Source organism: Neochlamydia sp. TUME1 (assembly GCF_000813645.1).
GTDB lineage: Bacteria > Chlamydiota > Chlamydiia > Chlamydiales > Parachlamydiaceae > Neochlamydia.
This window is the reverse complement of record NZ_JRXI01000246.1, coordinates 1-1063: the sequence shown is the minus strand read 5'-3', so window position 1 is coordinate 1063 and position 1063 is coordinate 1. Positions and strand designations below refer to the sequence as shown.

Here is a 1063-nt window from a genome sequence, read left to right as displayed (position 1 = left end):
ACCACTTCTTTATGTGAACAGATGAAATTCATTTGCTATGAACTAATGCACAAGCCTGAAGCTGTAGTCTCTGAGACTGTGGACAGCACTGGTCAGACAGTTCCAGTCTACAAGTGGACACAAGCTCTCAAGGAGGAGGTGATGCGCAAGCTCAGCAAGAACAATATTCAGAGCCTTGACCCCCTCTTCCAGCTTGCACAGGTTCGCCAGGACGTCTGGGACCTTGCACTCAAGCTCAGCCAACCAGCAAAGACCATTGAGGGGAGGTCCCACAAGCTCAAGCCCCTCACCTCAACACTGTGTCCAGAAAAAGGTGACAGTGGTACTTTTGAACGAAACTAAAAACAGGTGTACATGAGATAAACACACTGCAGCATTTGAATGTACACAGAGAAGAGAAGTTTTATTTACAGGTGTCTAAATATTTCTTGAAGGGTGGCTGGGGGAACTCCAGTGTTGGGGTTAAAGTCAAAGCCACAAGCCAAAACAGACCCCATTGGAACAGTGCCCTCTGAGCCATGGTCAGCCCAGCGTCCATTAGCAAGTTCCACCAGTGGACATGGAGCCTCTTATGGAGAACGCTGATGATCTTGCATATCCAAAAGTCCTGAGTGTCTTCATCAGCATCAGCCCAGACAGCAACCCACTGACCAGGAGCAAAGTTGAAACGTTGGACTTGGGGTGTAGTCTGTGTGTGGACAACCTTGACCCTGGTTTGGAGACAGAACAAGGGACCATCAAGGAGGGGATTAGTGATGGGGTGAGCTGTGAGTCCATCAAATATCAAGTTATCACAGGTGGGTTGGGAGCTTGAAACAAGTGCTTCATGTGCTTGAAAGATATCAGCCCACTCACTAAGCTCAGACTCAAGGAACAGTGGAGCATGGCAGTTGTCAGCCAACTCAGTAAGCACTTCAGGCGGAAATTGCTGAGGAGGGATAGTGAAAGGTGCTCCTGATATGGTTTGTGTAAGTTGTGACATCTTTTGGTAGGGTGTGTGCAAATATTAGTGAGGAGGAAGGGGAGCAAACCAGTTGGATTGGATGTGAGAAGCTGGTATGGG

General features: G+C 48.3%; 3 protein-coding genes. 2 read left to right on the top strand and 1 reads right to left on the bottom strand.

What is annotated here, in order from left to right; genetic code table 11:
* On the top strand, nt 1–342 hold a 342-nt coding region (locus DB41_RS13150; RefSeq protein ID WP_238578502.1), incomplete at its 5' end, for a hypothetical protein.
* 65 nt (nt 343–407) lie between these two features.
* Here DB41_RS13150 and DB41_RS13145 read toward each other — a convergent pair.
* Complete coding sequence (locus DB41_RS13145; protein ID WP_155117688.1) at nt 408–551, bottom strand: hypothetical protein; 144 nt, start codon at nt 549–551, stop codon at nt 408–410.
* Nucleotides 552–670: 119 nt separating this feature from the next.
* On the opposite strand from DB41_RS13145, the gene DB41_RS13140 reads away from it, so the two are divergent.
* Nucleotides 671–814, top strand: a complete 144-nt coding sequence (locus DB41_RS13140) for a hypothetical protein (RefSeq protein ID WP_155117687.1) — start codon at nt 671–673, stop codon at nt 812–814.
* Nucleotides 815–1063 lie beyond the last annotated feature (249 nt).